At 55.7% G+C, this 16,785-nt stretch carries 13 protein-coding genes; 10 read left to right on the plus strand and 3 right to left on the minus strand.

What is annotated here, in order from left to right; translation table 11 throughout:
* Positions 1 to 3: 3 nt before the first annotated feature.
* The 6 genes from hypB (at position 4) to F384_RS14855 (ending at position 5,988) form a co-directional block, all read left to right on the plus strand.
* Positions 4 to 876 (plus strand): hydrogenase nickel incorporation protein HypB, encoded by an 873-nt coding sequence (gene hypB, locus F384_RS14830; protein WP_042999585.1) that lies wholly within the window; start codon positions 4 to 6, stop codon positions 874 to 876.
* Positions 867 to 1,139, plus strand: a complete 273-nt coding sequence (gene hypC / locus F384_RS14835) for a hydrogenase 3 maturation protein HypC (RefSeq protein ID WP_046486415.1) — start codon at positions 867 to 869, stop codon at positions 1,137 to 1,139. Before hypB ends, hypC begins: the two co-directional genes overlap by 10 nt.
* Complete coding sequence (hypD, locus tag F384_RS14840) at positions 1,139 to 2,260, plus strand: hydrogenase formation protein HypD (RefSeq protein ID WP_046486418.1); 1,122 nt, start codon at positions 1,139 to 1,141, stop codon at positions 2,258 to 2,260. Before hypC ends, hypD begins: the two co-directional genes overlap by 1 nt.
* The gene (gene hypE, locus F384_RS14845; protein ID WP_046486421.1) at positions 2,257 to 3,267 is read left to right on the plus strand and encodes a hydrogenase maturation carbamoyl dehydratase HypE; all 1,011 of its coding nucleotides are present in this window, start codon (positions 2,257 to 2,259) and stop codon (positions 3,265 to 3,267) included. Before hypD ends, hypE begins: the two co-directional genes overlap by 4 nt.
* Before the next feature lie 168 nt (positions 3,268 to 3,435).
* Entirely contained in the window at positions 3,436 to 5,514 is a 2,079-nt protein-coding gene (gene flhA, locus F384_RS14850; protein WP_046486424.1) for a formate hydrogenlyase transcriptional activator FlhA, read from the plus strand.
* A gap of 45 nt (positions 5,515 to 5,559) precedes the next feature.
* Entirely contained in the window at positions 5,560 to 5,988 is a 429-nt protein-coding gene (locus F384_RS14855; RefSeq protein WP_046486426.1) for a TOBE domain-containing protein, read from the plus strand.
* A 43-nt stretch (positions 5,989 to 6,031) separates the two neighbouring features.
* Here F384_RS14855 and F384_RS14860 read toward each other — a convergent pair whose 3' ends face one another.
* Positions 6,032 to 6,376, minus strand: a complete 345-nt coding sequence (locus F384_RS14860; RefSeq protein ID WP_046486428.1) for a nitrous oxide-stimulated promoter family protein — start codon at positions 6,374 to 6,376, stop codon at positions 6,032 to 6,034.
* 200 nt (positions 6,377 to 6,576) lie between these two features.
* Here F384_RS14860 and F384_RS14865 point away from each other — a divergent pair, with 200 nt between their 5' ends.
* The 4 genes from F384_RS14865 to sitD are packed head-to-tail and all read left to right on the plus strand — an operon-like array spanning position 6,577 to position 10,005.
* Entirely contained in the window at positions 6,577 to 7,494 is a 918-nt protein-coding gene (locus tag F384_RS14865; RefSeq protein WP_046486430.1) for a metal ABC transporter substrate-binding protein, read from the plus strand.
* Positions 7,491 to 8,312, plus strand: coding sequence for an iron/manganese ABC transporter ATP-binding protein SitB (sitB, locus tag F384_RS14870; RefSeq protein ID WP_046486432.1), 822 nt, complete (start codon positions 7,491 to 7,493; stop codon positions 8,310 to 8,312). Before F384_RS14865 ends, sitB begins: the two co-directional genes overlap by 4 nt.
* On the plus strand, positions 8,309 to 9,166 hold the full coding sequence (sitC, locus tag F384_RS14875; protein WP_046486433.1) for an iron/manganese ABC transporter permease subunit SitC: 858 nt from the start codon (positions 8,309 to 8,311) through the stop codon (positions 9,164 to 9,166). The genes sitB and sitC overlap by 4 nt, the downstream gene beginning before the upstream one ends.
* Positions 9,157 to 10,005, plus strand: coding sequence for an iron/manganese ABC transporter permease subunit SitD (gene sitD, locus F384_RS14880; protein WP_046486436.1), 849 nt, complete (start codon positions 9,157 to 9,159; stop codon positions 10,003 to 10,005). Before sitC ends, sitD begins: the two co-directional genes overlap by 10 nt.
* 93 nt (positions 10,006 to 10,098) lie before the next feature.
* Here sitD and F384_RS14885 read toward each other — a convergent pair whose 3' ends face one another.
* Positions 10,099 to 15,642 carry an adhesion domain-containing protein gene (locus tag F384_RS14885; protein WP_080949954.1) on the minus strand — a complete coding sequence of 1,848 codons (5,544 nt, stop codon included), beginning with the start codon at positions 15,640 to 15,642 and terminating at the stop codon, positions 10,099 to 10,101.
* 117 nt (positions 15,643 to 15,759) lie between these two features.
* Entirely contained in the window at positions 15,760 to 16,740 is a 981-nt protein-coding gene (locus tag F384_RS14890) for a SinI family autotransporter-associated protein (RefSeq protein ID WP_046486438.1), read from the minus strand.
* Positions 16,741 to 16,785: the final 45 nt, after the last annotated feature.

Raw genomic sequence — 16,785 nt, forward strand, 5'->3', positions numbered from 1 at the left:
GCGATGTGTACAACATGCGGTTGCGCTGAAGGCAACCTTTATATAGAGGGTGATGAGCATAACCCTCATTCCGCGTTTCGCAGCGCGCCTTTTGCCCCGGCAGCTCGCCCGGCGCTGAATATTACCGGCATCAAAACGTCCGAATTCACCCCGAGCCAGACTGAAGAAGGCGATCTGCACTACGGTCACGGTGAAGCCGGAACCCACGCGCCGGGCATGAGCCAGCGCCGGATGCTGGAAGTGGAAATCGACGTGCTGGATAAGAACAACCGGCTGGCTGAGCGCAACCGCGCCCGCTTCGCCGCGCGCCAGCAACTGGTGCTCAACCTCGTCTCCAGCCCAGGATCCGGTAAAACGACCCTGCTCACTGAAACGCTGATGAAGCTCAAAGACAGTGTGCCGTGTGCCGTTATTGAAGGCGACCAGCAGACGGTCAACGATGCGGCGCGCATTCGTGCCACCGGCACGCCCGCAATCCAGGTCAACACCGGCAAAGGCTGCCACCTCGACGCGCAGATGATTGCCGATGCCGCGCCGCGTCTGCCGTTGGAAGACCACGGAATTTTGTTTATCGAAAACGTCGGCAACCTCGTCTGCCCGGCGAGCTTTGATCTCGGCGAACGCCATAAAGTGGCGGTGCTTTCTGTCACTGAAGGCGAAGACAAGCCGCTGAAATACCCGCATATGTTCGCCGCCGCCTCGCTGATGCTGCTCAACAAAGTCGACCTGCTGCCGTACCTGAATTTCGACGTTGAGAAGTGCATTGCCAGCGCCCGGGAAGTCAACCCGGACATCGAGATCATCCTGATTTCCGCCACCAGCGGCGAAGGGATGGATCAGTGGCTGAACTGGCTGGAGGCACAGCGATGTGCATAGGCGTTCCCGGCCAAATCCGCAGCATTGACGGTAACCTGGCGAAAGTCGACGTTTGCGGCATTCAGCGCGACGTCGATCTGACGCTGGTCGGCAGTTGCGATGAGCACGGTGAACCCCGTCTGGGCCAGTGGGTTCTGGTTCATGTTGGTTTTGCCATGAGCGTGATTAACGAAGCCGAAGCGCGCGACACGCTCGATGCGCTCCAGAATATGTTTGATGTTGAGCCTGACGTCGGCGCTCTGCTGTATGGCGAGGAAAAATAATGCGTTTTGTTGATGAATACCGCGCGCCGGAACAGGTGATGCAACTGATTGAGCACCTGCGTGAACGCGCTGCGCATCTGCCGTACACCGCCGAACGTCCGCTGCGCATTATGGAAGTCTGCGGCGGCCATACGCACGCTATCTTCAAATTTGGTCTCGACCAGTTGCTTCCCGAAAACGTGGAGTTTATCCATGGTCCGGGCTGTCCGGTCTGCGTGTTGCCGATGGGGCGTATCGACAGTTGCGTGGAGATAGCCAGCCATCCGGAGGTGATTTTCTGTACCTTTGGCGACGCCATGCGCGTGCCGGGGAAACAAAGCTCGCTGTTGCAGGCGAAAGCGCGCGGCGCGGACATTCGCATCGTCTACTCGCCGATGGATGCGCTCAAACTGGCGCAGGAAAACCCGACGCGCAAAGTCGTTTTCTTCGGTCTCGGCTTTGAAACCACCATGCCGACGACGGCCATTACCCTGCAACAGGCGAAACTGCGCGACGTGCAGAACTTTTACTTCTTCTGCCAGCACATCACGCTCATTCCTACCCTGCGCAGTCTGCTGGAACAGCCCGACAACGGCATCGATGCGTTCCTCGCGCCAGGCCATGTCAGCATGGTTATCGGTACTGAGGCCTATCATTTTATTGCCAGTGAATTTCATCGTCCGCTGGTGGTCGCCGGATTCGAACCCCTTGATCTACTGCAAGGCGTCCTGATGTTGGTTGAGCAGAAAATAGCGGCCCACAGTCAGGTCGAAAATCAGTACCGCCGCGTGGTGCCCGATGCCGGTAATCTGTTGGCGCAACAGGCCATTGCCGAAGTATTTTGCGTTACCGGCGACAGCGAGTGGCGCGGCCTGGGGGTGATTGAATCGTCCGGTGTACATTTGACGCCCGACTATCAGCGTTTTGATGCCGAAGCGCATTTTCGCCCGGCCCCCCAGCAGGTTTACGACGATCCGCGCGCCCGTTGCGGCGAAGTGCTGACCGGGAAATGTAAACCGCACCAGTGCCCGCTGTTTGGCAAGACCTGTAATCCAGAGACCGCCTTCGGCGCTCTGATGGTCTCTTCAGAAGGCGCATGCGCCGCCTGGTATCAGTATCGTCAGCAGGAGTGTGAAGCATGAACAGCGTACAACTCGCCCACGGCAGCGGCGGTCAGGCTATGCAGCAGCTAATTAATAGCCTGTTTATGGAAGCCTTTGCCAATCCGTGGCTGGCGGAACAAGAAGATCAGGCGCGGCTTGAACTGGCGCAACTGGTCGCTGAAGGCGATCGGTTAGCCTTCTCCACCGACAGCTATGTCATTGATCCGCTGTTTTTCCCCGGCGGTAACATCGGCAAGCTGGCGATCTGCGGCACCGCCAATGACGTCGCCGTCAGCGGCGCGATCCCACGCTATCTCTCCTGCGGTTTTATCCTTGAAGAAGGACTGCCGATGGAGACGCTGAAAAGCGTGGTGAGCAGCATGGCCGCCACCGCGCGTGAGGCCAACATCGCCATCGTCACCGGCGATACCAAAGTCGTTCAGCGCGGCGCGGCAGACAAACTGTTCATCAACACCGCGGGCATGGGGGCTATTCCTGCGAATATTCACTGGGGCGCACAAACCCTGAGCGCAGGCGATGTGCTGCTGGTTAGCGGGACGCTGGGCGATCACGGGGCAACCATTCTTAATCTGCGTGAACAGCTGGGGCTGGATGGTGAACTGGTCAGCGATTGCGCGGTGTTGACGCCGCTGATTCAGTCGCTGCGCGATATCCCCGGCGTGAAAGCCCTGCGCGATGCCACCCGTGGCGGCGTTAACGCCGTCGCCCATGAGTTTGCCGCCGCCTGCGGTTGTGGGATTGAACTGTCCGAATCCGCACTTCCCGTGAAGCCCGCCGTTCGTGGAGTCTGTGAACTGTTGGGGCTTGATGCGCTTAACTTCGCTAACGAAGGCAAGCTGGTGATTGCGGTTGAACGTCAGGCGGCCGGGCAGGTGCTGGCTGCATTGCATGCCCATCCGCTGGGGCGCGATGCGGCACTGATTGGCGAAGTCGTCGAACGTAAAGGCGTGCGTCTGGCCGGTCTTTACGGCGTGAAGCGCACGCTGGATTTACCGCACGCCGAACCACTGCCGCGTATTTGTTAATTCTGTAATTATGCCGGATGGCGGCTTCGCCTTATCCGGCCTACACACGCTTTTGAACCGTAGGCCGGATAAGGCTATTTTGCCGCCATCCGGCGGAAGTCGAGTATATCTATCTATAATTTAGTTTCTTTTTCGCACCGCACTGCGGTACTTTCCTGGAAAAGCAATATGTCGTATACACCGATGAGCGATCTCGGGCAGCAAGGATTGTTCGACATCACTCGCACATTGTTACAGCAGGCCGACCTGCAATCGCTGAGTGAGGCGCTCTCGCAACTGGTAAAGCGCTCAGCGCTTGCCGACAGCGCGGCAATTATACTGTGGCAAGCGCAAACGCAGCGCGCGTCGTATTACGCTACGCGCGATAACGGCAAACCCGTCGTCTACGAAGACGAAACCGTGCTGGCCCACGGCCCGGTCCGCCGTATTCTCTCTCGCCCCGATGCCCTGCACTGCAATTATCACGAATTTACGGAAACCTGGCCGCAACTGGCCAGCGGCGGGCTTTACACGCCCTTTGGTCACTACTGCCTGCTGCCGCTGGCGGCGGATGGGCGCATTTTCGGCGGCTGTGAGTTCATCCGCAATGAAGACCGCCCCTGGAGCGAAAAAGAGTACGAGCGTCTGCAAACCTTCACGCAGATCGTTGGCGTGGTGGCGGAGCAAATTCAGTGCCGGGTCACGAACAACGTCGATTACGATCTCTTGTGCCGCGAACGCGACAACTTTCGCATTCTGGTCGCCATCACCAACGCCGTGCTCTCCCGACTCGACATGGATGAACTGGTCAGCGAAGTCGCCAAAGAGATCCACCACTATTTCAACATCGACGACATCAGCATTGTCCTGCGCAGCCGCCGTAAAAATAAGCTCAGCATCTACTCCACCCACTACCTCGATGAAAGCCATCCGGCGCACGAACAGAGCGAAGTGGATGAAGCCGGCACCCTGACGGAGCGGGTGTTTAAAAGCAAAGAGATGCTGCTGATTAACCTGAACGAACGGGATGCGCTGGCCCCGTATGAACGCATGCTGTTCGATACATGGGGCAACCAGATCCAGACGCTGTGCCTGCTGCCGCTGATGTCGGGCAACACCATGCTCGGCGTGCTCAAGCTGGCGCAGTGTGAAGAAAAAGTGTTCACCACCGCCAACCTGAACCTGCTGCGCCAGATTGCCGGGCGCATCGCCATCGCCGTGGATAACGCCCTCGCCTATCAGGAAATCCATCGACTGAAAGAACGACTGGTGGATGAAAACCTGGCGCTCACCGAACAGCTCAATAATGTCGATAGCGAGTTTGGCGAAATCATCGGGCGCAGCGAGGCGATGTACAGCGTACTCAAGCAGGTCGAGATGGTGGCGCAGAGCGACAGTACCGTGCTGATCCTTGGGGAAACCGGCACGGGGAAAGAGCTTATTGCCCGCGCGATCCACAATCTGAGCGGGCGTAACGCGCGCCGGATGGTGAAGATGAACTGTGCCGCCATGCCCGCCGGACTGCTGGAAAGCGATCTGTTCGGCCACGAGCGCGGCGCCTTCACCGGTGCCAGCGCGCAGCGCATTGGCCGCTTTGAACTGGCGGATAAAAGTTCATTATTCCTGGATGAAGTGGGTGACATGCCGCTGGAACTACAGCCGAAGCTTCTGCGCGTCTTACAGGAACAGGAATTTGAGCGTTTGGGCAGCAACAAGCTGATCCAGACCGACGTGCGTCTGATCGCCGCCACCAACCGCGATCTGAAAAAAATGGTTGAGGATCGCGAATTTCGCAGCGATCTCTACTATCGCCTTAACGTCTTTCCGATCCAGCTTCCGCCGCTGCGCGAACGCCCGGAGGATATCCCTCTGCTGGTGAAAGCGTTCACCTTTAAAATCGCCCGACGGCTGGGACGTAACATCGACAGTATCCCGGCGGAAACCCTGCGCATCCTCAGCAATATGGAGTGGCCTGGCAACGTGCGTGAACTGGAAAACGTGGTTGAGCGCGCCGTTTTGCTGACGCGGGGAAGCGTACTGCAACTCTCGCTGCCGGATGTCGGCATGCTCTCGCCTGACGTACCGCCTGTCGCGACGGAAGTCGCACAGGAAGGCGAGGACGAGTATCAGCTCATCATGCGGGTGCTGAAAGAGACCAACGGCGTGGTCGCGGGTCCGAAAGGGGCGGCTCAGCGTCTCGGACTCAAGCGCACAACGCTGCTGTCACGCATGAAGCGCTTAGGTATTGATAAGGATGCATTAGTGTAAGCCGTTCAGGCTATACTCTGTGGAACATAAACAAAAGGAGGCAACATGGCGGTATCAGCACGTAATCAATTAACGGGTACGGTTAGCGCAGTCGCAACAGGAGCAGTGAATGACGAAGTGGAGCTGACGCTGGCTGGCGGTGCGAAACTGGTCGCCATCGTCACCCACAGCAGCCAGCAGGCGCTGGGGCTGGTGAAAGGCAAAGATGCCATTGCGCTGATCAAAGCGCCGTGGGTTACCCTGGCAACAGAAGACTGTGGTCTGAAATTTTCAGCCCGCAACCAGTTCGCTGGTAGCGTTTCTCAGGTCACCGAGGGCGCGGTCAATGCCACTGTCCACATCAAAACCGACGCCGGATTTGAGATTGTGGCCGTCGTCACCAATGAAAGTCAGCAAGAGATGAAACTGAGCCAGGGCAGCCGCGTGATCGCGCTGATTAAAGCCTCAGCGATTCTGATTGCCACCAAAGCGTAATTCAGGTGCCCGATGGCGTCATGCTGTCGGGCTTACCCACGCCCTACTTCTTGCGCTGATATTTTTCCGGTAATTCCGGCACGGGACGTTTATCGTCGATGAGATGACGAACGGTCAGGATCGGATGACGCCAGAGCATTCTCGGCCCCGCCCAGCGCATGATCTGCTTCATCTCTTCACGTTTCGCAGGCTGATAACAGTGCACCGGACACTGTTTACAGGCTGGTTTCTCTTCGCCAAAGACGCACTTATCCAGACGCTTTTGCGCATAAGCGAACAGCGCGTCGTAGTGTTCTGGCTCATCAGATGCCTGTGGACACTGGCTCTCGTACAGCGCGATCATCTTTTTAATCGTCAGTTTTTCGCGAGCGATACGCTTGCCGGACATGATGCGCCCTCCACAACATTAAGGTGCATTTATTCTACAACTTAAATTCTCGCGACACTATCACCCGAAGGTGACATCCCCACCACACCCAAATAAGAATTATTTTCATTTAACACTATCTTTATATATGCCTTGTGCTATATAACATAGCAAAGGCTATATTCGATGAATAATTAACCACTTTTTTTATGAGGGATACTATGTCACATCTCCCCCGTCTGACGTCGTCTCTGCTGGCTGCTGTACTGGTCATCTTCGCGCTGTCACCGGCTTACGCCAAAGAGAAACTCAATGTCGTTACTACCTTCACGATCATTGCCGATATGGCGCAAAACGTGGCGGGCGAGGCGGCAAATGTCAGTTCGATAACCAAACCCGGTGCGGAAATTCATGAGTATCAACCCACTCCGGGCGACATTAAGCGGGCACAGGGGGCGCAACTGATCCTCTCTAACGGCCTGAATCTGGAACTGTGGTTTGCCCGCTTCTATCAGAATTTGTCGGGCGTACCGGACGTGACGGTGTCTGACGGGGTAAAACCGATGGGGATCAGTGAAGGCCCGTATAACGGAAAACCTAACCCTCACGCCTGGATGTCGGCAGAAAACGCGATGATTTACGTCGACAATATTCGCGACGCGCTGGCGAAATACGATCCGGATAACGCCGCGATTTACCAGAAAAATGCCGAACGTTATAAAGCACAAATTCGCCAGACGCTGGCCCCCCTCCAGGCCGCGCTGGCAAAAATCCCTGCCGATAAACGCTGGCTGGTGACCAGTGAAGGGGCGTTCTCCTACCTTACCCGCGATAACGATCTGCAAGAGCTGTACCTCTGGCCGATCAATGCCGATCAGCAGGGAACGCCGAGACAGGTACGCAAAGTGATCGATGCGATAAGACAACATCAGATCCCCACCGTGTTCAGCGAAAGCACCGTGTCCGACAAACCGGCCCGTCAGGTCGCCCGGGAGTCCGGCGCCCATTACGGCGGCGTGCTGTATGTCGACTCGCTGAGCGCCGCCGATGGCCCCGTGCCCACCTATCTCGACCTGTTGCGGGTCACCACCGAGACCATCGTCAGCGGCATTAACGACGGTCTGAGGAACCAGAAATGAGTCAATCGGCGATTACCGTAAATCAGGTGACGGTGACGTATCGCAATGGCCATACCGCGCTACGCGATGCCACCTTTCAGGTGCCCGGCGGCTCTATTGCCGCGCTGGTAGGGGTTAACGGATCGGGAAAATCGACGTTGTTCAAGGCGTTAATGGGCTTTGTCCGTCTGGCGGAGGGCGAAATTTCCATCCTGCAACAGCCGGTGAATAACGCGCTGAAGCAGAATCTGATTGCTTACGTGCCGCAGTCAGAAGAGGTCGACTGGTCATTTCCGGTGCTGGTAGAAGATGTGGTGATGATGGGTCGCTACGGGCATATGGGCTGGTTGCGTCGCCCGAAGGCAGCGGACAGAGCAAGCGTCGACGCTGCGCTGGCGCGGGTGGACATGCTGGAATACCGTCACCGCCAGATTGGCGAGCTTTCCGGCGGGCAGAAAAAACGCGTCTTTCTTGCCAGAGCCATCGCCCAGAACGGCCAGGTGATTCTGCTGGATGAGCCCTTTACCGGTGTCGACGTCAAAACTGAAGCCCGCATTATTGCGCTGTTACGCGAGTTACGCGATGAGGGGCGCACCATGCTGGTTTCCACCCACAATCTCGGGTCAGTCACCGAATTCTGTGATTATACGGTGATGATCAAAGGCACCGTGCTGGCAAGCGGCCCAACCGATACGACCTTTACCGCCGAAAACCTTGAGCTGGCGTTCAGCGGCGTATTGCGCCACGTCGCGCTCAGCGGCGGCGAAGAACACATCATTACCGACGACGAACGTCCGTTTATCTCCCGGCGTACGGCAGGCGGCGGAGAGCCATCATGAACTGGCTGACGGAACCCTTTGGCTATCAGTACATGCTCAACGCGATGTGGGTGTCAGCGATGGTTGGCGGCCTGTGCGCCTTTCTCTCCTGCTATTTGATGCTCAAAGGCTGGTCGCTGATTGGCGATGCGCTGTCGCATTCCATCGTGCCGGGCGTTGCCGGTGCCTACATGCTCGGCTTACCCTTTTCGCTCGGGGCCTTCCTCTCCGGCGGTCTGGCGGCGGGCAGCATGCTGTTTCTGAACCAGCGCTCGCGGCTGAAAGAAGATGCCATTATTGGCCTGATCTTCTCGTCATTCTTTGGCATCGGGCTGTTTATGGTGTCGCTCAACCCGATGTCGGTGAATATTCAGACCATCATTCTCGGCAACGTGCTGGCCATCGCGCCGGAAGACATTGTGCAACTGGCGATTATCGGCGTGGTTTCCCTGCTCATCCTGCTGCTGAAGTGGAAGGATCTGATGGTGACTTTTTTTGATGAGAACCACGCCCGCTCGATTGGCCTGAATCCGGGTCGTCTGAAGCTACTGTTTTTCACCCTGTTGTCAGTGTCCACCGTGGCCGCGCTACAAACTGTGGGCGCATTTCTGGTGATCTGCCTGGTCGTGACGCCCGGTGCCACCGCCTGGCTGCTGACCGATCGCTTTCCGCGCCTTCTTATCATTGCCGTTGCCATCGGCAGTGTGACCAGTTTCTTCGGTGCCTGGCTCAGCTACTGGCTGGACGGCGCGACCGGCGGGATCATCGTGGTGCTGCAAACGCTGCTGTTCCTGTTGGCGTTCGTTTTCGCCCCCAAACACGGCCTGTTGGCGAACCGTCGTCGGGCACGCCGTAAGGAGCCGTCATGTTCCTGACCACCCTGCTGGAACCTTTTCAGTTCGACTTTATGGTGAATGCGCTTTCCGTTTCCACCATTGTCGCGGTTCCCTGTGCGCTACTGTCGGTATTTCTGGTGCTGAAAGGCTGGGCACTGATGGGCGATGCCATGAGCCATGCAGTTTTTCCGGGGATTGTGCTGGCGTATATCGTCGGTATTCCGCTGGCGATTGGCGCGTTTATCGCCGGTCTGTTCTGTGCTGTCGCGACGGGATATCTCGATGACAACAGCCGCATCAAACGCGACACCATTATGGGGATCGTCTTCTCAGGGATGTTTGGTGCCGGACTGGTGCTGTACGTTTCTATTCAGTCAGAGGTCCATCTTGACCATATCTTATTTGGCGACATGCTGGGCGTTTCGCTTACCGATATTGCACAAACGGCACTGATTGCGCTGGGAATTGCGCTGATTATCAGTCTGAAATGGAAAGATTTATTGCTTCATGCTTTTGATCCGAATCAGGCCAGAGCCAGCGGCCTGAACACCACGTTGCTGCACTACGGACTGCTGTGCATGATTGCGCTGACCATCGTCGCCACGCTGAAATCGGTGGGGATCATTTTGTCGATCTCTTTATTGATTGCCCCTGGCGCCATTGCCATTTTACTCACCCGACGCTTTGCCCACGCACTGCTGCTGGCAACGGGGCTGTCGGTAGTCACTTCATTTCTGGGCGTTTACCTGTCGTTTTTTATCGACAGCGCCCCTGCCCCCACTATCGTGGTGCTGTTTACGATTATTTTTATTATTGCGTTTGTTTACACCGCCTTGCGCGATCGACGTCAATTCAGGAAGCTGGGAACAACATCATGAACAGGCGGCCGTTGAAGGCCGCCTTTAAGCATTACTTCACCGGACAGCGGTTGTTCGGAGATGTCCGTTACAGCCACCGTCACAGCCGCTTTTTCATTCAGACCTACCACCGTTGCCTGTTTTTCCGCGTGGTTTCGTCAGACATACCTGCGTGTTCGCCATTGTGGTTGAAGCTGTCGATCCCACCACACCTGTCCTCATGTTCACATATTGATCGTTCAGTTGCGAAGCACCCACCACTTTCTGATCTCCTGCCCACCAGGCATAAACTGTTGGCCAACCTAAAGTTGTCGTGATACTGCCCCCAGAGTGATCGACATACAACGCCTGAAGATCGCTCAGCAACGGCATTTGATTCCGGGTACAGGCACCCGAATCCATTGTGGCCGGCGTCGCCAACGGCCATTTTTCTCCCGCCGTAGTATAGCTACTCACCCCCACAGAGACCGGGTATTCGTCATACAACAGCGGACGCTGATATTCCACACCATTACTGGCGGTAAAGGTTTCCGGCATGTGCCCCCAGTATTGCGCTTTGTCGCTGTCCGGGCTGGTGATGACAGTAAAAATCACTGGCATGTCCTGCACCACCGTATTGTCGTGATCAAGCATGGCCACCAGCGGGGTTTTTAACCCAACCGTGTTGTCCTGGGCAATCTCCAGCTGTAGATGGCCGCTATTGTCCGTGACGAAGTAAAATCTACTCGATGACGTCATCAATTGGGTTTGCCCGCCAGAGGGGGTGACGTAGAGATTAGATGCCGTTGACGTATTTGTCGCCCCCACACGATTGGTGCTGATATTATGCGCCAAACTAAAGGCCGTATTGGGTACCGGATTCCCCTGTTCGTCATTGGTCGTCACCAGCATCGTAATTTTGCTGCCTTGTACTGCTTTGGCGGCGCTGAGCGTGTCAACATACTGCGCTGATGACAGTACCAGTTGGCCGGCAAAAATCCTTTTCTGGCTCTGGCAGGTCAGCATTAACGTCTGCGTGGCCGGCGTTTTGCTGCTGGCGTCGGTGCTCATATTCACCCCCTGGTAATTACGCGTGTTCCCGGCCGTACTATCAGCGGTACTACTCCAGTAGGTCGCAACTGTCGGCCATCCCTGATCACTGGTGATGGCGCCATTGGGCCAGACGCTATAGAGAGAATCCAGGTTACTCTGCTCGGGAATATAGTCATCGCCGCATCCGCCCGCGTTGGCATCCTGAGCCTGCGCATATTTGAACGTCACCCACTTTTCACCGCCTGTTGATACACTCGCGAAACCGCTGGTTTGCGGTAATTCATCGAACAGTCTTGGGCGTTTAAAGACCATGCCGTTCGCTGCCGTCAGGGTTTCCGGCATGTGGCCCCAGAATTGCGCTTTGGCGGAGTCCGGACTGGTGATGACGCTAAAAATGACCGGCATCGACGTCTTCACGGCAGTGTTATCATCCTGCGTCGCGGTCAACGTGGTTTTCAGACCAGGGGAGTTATCCTGAGAAACATCCAGTTGCGCCTGGCCGTTATTATCGGTCACCCCGAAGAATTTATTGGCAGTTGACTGCATTGATGTACTTTGTCCACCTGTGTAGCCAACCATTAAGTAAGAGGCCGAACCCGTATTAGGGGTGCCAGCACGAATCGCGCTGGTATCGCGAGTCAGGGTAAAGGCCGTATTAGGTACCGGATTCCCCTGCGCATCTTTGCTGGTCACCTGTAGCGTAATTTTGCTACCTTTTGGCGCTCTGGTCGCAGCCAGGGCGTCGATATATTGGGCGGACGATATATCTATCTGGCTGGCTTTGGCGCTGGGCTGGCTCCGACAGGTAAGCAGTCGCGACTGAGAGACCACTTCACCAATGCTGGCATCGGTTTTCAAATTTACCGATTTATAATAACGACTGCCCTGCTGATTATCATCCGCAGTACTACTCCAGTAGTTCCTGCCTGTCGGCCACCCCTGAATACTGCTGATAGCGCCGCCCGAATTGGCATTATAAAGCGAATCCAGCGCGGCCTGGAGGGGAGTGTAGGTATCACCACACCCGCCGGCGCTGCTGTTTTGCGCCTGAGTCCAGTTAAATAGCGCCCACGTTTCGTTATTTTCCAGGTTGCTGAGAATACCGCTCTTTTGCGACAGCTCATCCAACAACAACGGCCGCTTGAATACTGTGCCATCCGTAGCCGTGAGTGTTTCAGGCATATGACCCCAGTATACCGCTTTCGCGGAGTCCGGGCTGGTCACGACGGTAAAAATAGTATCCATACTGGCCGTGACGCTGGTGTTAGCAAACAGCTTTGCAACGATCGCCGCTTTCGTTCCTGCAGTATTTTCGCGCGTCACCGTCAACATCAGAGTACCGTCCGCACCGGTTACTCCATTCAGCACAGACGATGTGCTGGACAATGTTTGACCATTAATTACCATCGGTGAAGGGGTACTCAGTCTGGCATTCTGACGGTTGTAATCGTCGCCGCGAGAGATAACAACAGGTGTGCTCGGTACGGGAGTTCCGGCAGCATCTTTGGTAGTGATTTTTAATTGCAGCGTGTCGCCTTTTTGCGCCTTTGCCGCCTTAAGCGAGTCAAACCATTGCGCCTCATCCAGCGTCTGAATAGTTAATTGCGTCGGCGTAAGGTTAGGGTTTTTCAGGCAGCTAAAATAACCTGCGTAAGTAGCAGGCACCACACTCACCGTCCCATTGTTCATAGCAACCGTGTTCCAGGATGTAGAGGTTCCCGTTCCCTTCGTCGATGACAGATAACCATAGTTGACCGGCCAGCCGTGTACGCTATTCATTGTCCCGCTTTTATTAGCGTTATAGAGCGAAGAGAGCTGGTCGGAAGTCGGTAAGTGGTCGGTATCACACCCACCGACCGCTTTATTATTGATTTTGGAGTAATCCAGTCGGCCCCAGGTTTCGTTGGCTTCCTCATTGGATACGGTGGGAGCAGAGGGAAATTCGTCTTTCAGCTTCGGGCGATAAAAAGTATCGTTACCTACCGTAATAACCTCATCCATGTGTCCCCACATGTGGGCGCTGTCGCTGTCCGGGCTGGTGGGAACGGTAAAAATCACGTCGTAGTTGATGGCGCTGGCCACCCGTGAGTCCACCGGTTTGATGGTCAGCGGCGTTTTCAGCCCCGTCCCATTTGGTTGCTCAATCACCAGTTGCGCCTGTCCCTGGTCATCTGTAACGCCCTGATACGTTCCGGTCGTGATGCCAGTGGTACCCAATGACTGCCCGTTGACGATCAGCGGGCCGCCCGCTGAAAAACCAGTGGCGCTGCCCTGACGGTTTGTGGGCGCTGAAGACGCCACCGTGAACGCCACATTAGGCGCTGGCAGGCCGTTGACTGCGTTGGTGGTCTGCACCATTAAGATGACGGTTTCGCCCACTTTCGCTTTCGCCAGCCGTTGAGTGGCGTCGCCGTTGGTTGTCACCTGAAGTTGCGCCACCAGATCCGTGGCTGCACAGCTCAGATAGTTTGGCGCGCTGCCGGTAAAATTACCCTGATCGCCGTTTTTCAGGCTGACGTTGTGGTAAGTGGTGCCGTCCGTATCTGCCGCCAGATAGCTGTAGCCCTCCGTTGGCCAACCCAGATCCGTCACTATCTGGTTTGAACTGTGTCCGGCATACAGTTTTTCCAGCGAACTCGCAGACGGTAACTGCCCGTCACCACACTGGGTTACCGCCTGATTGAATTGAGCAAATGTCGCCCAATCCTCGTTGTTTTCCCGATAATTACCCGTTTCGTTGCTGGACTCCTCCGACAGCAGCGGGCGAATAAACAGATTCCCATCTGCCGTGGCCCCCTCTTTCATATGGCCCCACATCCGGGCTTTATCACTATCCGGGCTGGTGATGACGGTAAAAATCACATCTTTGCTGTCTTCGGTGGTGTACCCCTCACGCATTCCGGCGGTGACGGTAGTGCGAACACCCTCCCCCTGCGGTTGGGTCAGTACGACGGAGGCTTCGCCATTGGCATCCGTGACCCCCTCATAAAAGTGTGAATCGCTGGCCTGAATGTGTTCACCCGTAATCACTACCGGCGAATTTTCCCACGCCGCGCTGGTTTCTTTGGCGCGGTTTTGCGCCGCACCTAACTGCAGGGTGTAGTAGGTATACGGTAGCGGCTCTCCGGTCGCACTGTCGGTTATCGCCACCGTCATGGTGATTGATTCGCTGGTCATCACTTTCGAGGCACCCAGGTCGGTGTCGAAATGATCCGCCGTAAGGGTCAATTTGGGTATAGCCTCTGGCATAGCATGATCCACACAACTTACCAGATAGTGCTCGCTGTCACTGCTGGTGGTACTATCCTCACCATGCATATCCACCGCGAAGTGCAGGCCAGGATCCCCGGCTGAACTCGACCAGTAATAATCCCCTTGTATCGGCCAGCCCAGCGTATCCTGAACGGTTTGCGTACCCTGAAATGCATCCAGCGCAACCAGTCGCTTAAGATCTGGCAACAGGGTGTTGCAGTGGCTATTAGCACTGTTCCAGTCAAACAGCGCCCACACTTCGTTATGGTCGGTCACCGTGCCGTTCGTGCCGGAGGTTTCCCCCAACAGCTTAGGTCGGCTATAGGTAAAATCGCCGACCGTGGTACTCTCCGCCATATGGCCCCACATCGCGGCCTTATCGCTGTCCGGGCTGGTGAGGGTAGTGAAAATCACATTCACGTCCTCTTCCAGCGTGCTGTATTCCGAAGGTTTGACCTTCAGCGTGGTTTTCACCCCTGGCCCGTTGTTCTGTGTAACGGTAACTGTCGCCGTTCCGCTGGCGTCAGTGACACCATGATATGCGGTGTCGGTGGTAGTCAGTTCCGTACTGCCGACCTGTACCGGTGCGCTGTTGTTTACGTCTCCCTGCCGTCCTATAGCATCACTTCGGGTAATCACAAAAGCCACATTACCCTGCGCATTTCCGGCACAGTCATGCGTGGTGATGGTGAGGGTAATCGTCTCTCCCACTTTAACTTTTGCCGCTTTCAGCGTGCCGTCATACTGACTGGCGCTGACCGCCAGTGGATCGTTTTCCGCAGGGGCGATATCTATCGCCACCCGTTTATCCTGCAACGTTACTGTACCCGTGGTGGGCGTACCGGTGAGGGTGGAGAGATACAGCGGCGGCGCTGTGGACGAAACCACCTGCGGCCATACCACTAAATGACGTCCGGCCAGGTTCTGAGCGCAAAATGATTTATCGACCACCGGCTGTGGGTCAAGTGGCGTATCCGGCGTAGCAATATCGGCCCATACCAGCTCTGCACCGGGGACCTGCTGGTTCTCCCACTGCAACTCCGGCGGTGCGGCAAATAGGTCGCCTTCGGTATCTGTGGGATTGGTCAGGATCAGGCGGTCAGGAGCAGCATCCGCACTGAAATCACCGGGCGTTGCGCTGTACGGAATCGTGTGCGTTTTGGCAGGATCCAGCTGTACGCTGCCCTGATAAACCGCGATTGTCGCGCTGTCAGCCTGTGGGCTAGTGCCTTCCACTTCGCCCGTAGACGTTTGCGTTACCTGCCAGGCCCCGCTTGTTGGCGCGCCCTGGGCGGAAAACACTGGTATGCCGGAAGCGACTGCCAGCAATGACAGCAGCGCCACTATCTTTCTCACTTTCCGGTATCTACACATAGATAATTCCCGCTTTACCACCTGCTTGCGTTATTTTTGCTCAACCCTTCCGTTGAGCAAAAACAGCGCCTACAAAAAATGCCATTCCCCGTAGGGAATGGCATGTGAAGAGAAAAATTATTTACGTTTGTATTTAACGGCCAGGGTGTTGCCCTGTACGCCATCTACGCCTGCCGTTGACAGAACATTGGCTTTTGCCTCTGCGTTGGTTACCGGGATCACCAGATCCTGGTTCTGTACGCTGGAATCGCCAGAAGTGCTAGCCGTCGCGCTCGCTCCGGTGAACACCCACATGTAGTCATAATAGCTGGTAACATCGGTATCCACACCATCATCATACGTGCCGTTACCGTTCTTATCGCGCCACAGTTTAACCTTATAGGTATGGCCGGTATGCAATTTCGCGTCGGCGTTTTTGAGCAGGTTAATGCTGGTGTCATCCTTGTCGTAAATCGTGACGATCACCTCATTATCGACAACCGGCCCTTCAGGAATGTCATCACTATCGCTACCACCGCCTGCCGCAGTGGACAGGTCTGCCATATCGACCAGCACACCCTTGCGAGGATCGCCTGTTATTGTTTCCGGGGTTATCTGTAAACCGATATAACAGTTCTCATCTTCAGCTTTGATGGTATAAGAATCCGAGCCATCGTTATCAATTGTGTGCCCTACGGTTTTGCTCTGATCTTTGTAACACATCCACTTGATGCTTCCCTTAGTTTTAGGGGTGGTTGCATCATCAGTATCACCTTCTGTATCGTTGATATCCCAGGAGACAGTCACTTTATCGCCGACGTGGAACTGTTTATCGCCATCAGTCGATGCCGTACGGCTACCGCGATCAATAGCGACCTTGACGTGCAGACCATCGTCGGTTGCTTCCGCACCCGGCAGTTTAATTTTAGGAACGGTACCAATAATACTGCCCGTGTTGCCAGACGTCTGCCAGCAGTTGCCCGATTGCAGGCTGCCCACTTTACTCACCTGGCTCAGTCGGCTTGTTTTATTTGCAGCCAGGACCGGTGCGGAGCAATATCCGGCGATAGTTAGCGCTAACGCAATTTTGGTCAGGCGCTGTATTGTTACTTTTTTCATTAATATCCTCTTGTTTCGAATCTCAGCGACTGGCCTTTGTTAACC

Origin of the sequence: Citrobacter amalonaticus Y19 (genome assembly GCF_000981805.1) — a bacterium.
In the GTDB taxonomy this organism is placed as follows: Bacteria; Pseudomonadota; Gammaproteobacteria; order Enterobacterales; family Enterobacteriaceae; genus Citrobacter_A; species Citrobacter_A amalonaticus_C.